Genomic DNA, 520 nt, shown 5'->3' with positions numbered 1-520 from the left:
TGCTGACGACGTTCGCGTCACGCCTGCGCGCGCTGGCGCCGCACATCGCCGCGTACGGCCTCGCGCGAGCCGACTTCCACGCGGTGATCGACGGCATGCTGATGGATGCGGAGGACCGGCCCATCTGCGCGCCGCCCGCCGACACGCTCGACCTGTACTGCGACCGCGTGGCCGCCGCCGTGGGGCGCCTGTCCGTGCGCGTGTTCGGCCTGCCGGCGGACGACGGCATCCTGCTTGCCCACCACCTGGGCCGCGCGCTGCAGCTGACGAACATCCTGCGCGACATCGACGAAGACGCCGCCATCAAGACCATGTTCGGCACGCAGCGCAGGTAGGCGATATCGTAGTTGCCCGCATGGGTGGCGCCGTCCGCGCCGACGAGGCCGGCGCGGTCGAGCGCGAACGTCACGTCGAGGTTCTGCCGCGCGACGTCGTGGATCAACTGGTCGTAGGCACGTTGCAAGAAGGTGGAATAGATCGCGACGACGGGCTTCATGCCTTCGACGGCGAGGCCGCCCGC

Annotated in this window: 2 pseudogenes; one reads left to right on the top strand and one right to left on the bottom strand. The window is 70.2% G+C overall.

Features of this window, described 5'->3' with window-relative positions:
• Nucleotides 1-317 (top strand): annotated as a pseudogene (locus tag ACEN88_RS33980) (squalene/phytoene synthase family protein); the annotation flags it as partial.
• Here ACEN88_RS33980 and ACEN88_RS33975 read toward each other — a convergent pair.
• Nucleotides 301-520, bottom strand: a pseudogene (locus ACEN88_RS33975) (1-deoxy-D-xylulose-5-phosphate synthase); the annotation flags it as partial. The pseudogenes ACEN88_RS33980 and ACEN88_RS33975 overlap by 17 nt on opposite strands.

This window comes from Massilia sp. CT11-108 (genome assembly GCF_047302915.1).
GTDB classification, from domain to species: domain Bacteria; phylum Pseudomonadota; class Gammaproteobacteria; order Burkholderiales; family Burkholderiaceae_D; genus Telluria; species Telluria orientalis.
This window is presented reverse-complemented; position numbering and strand designations above follow the sequence as displayed.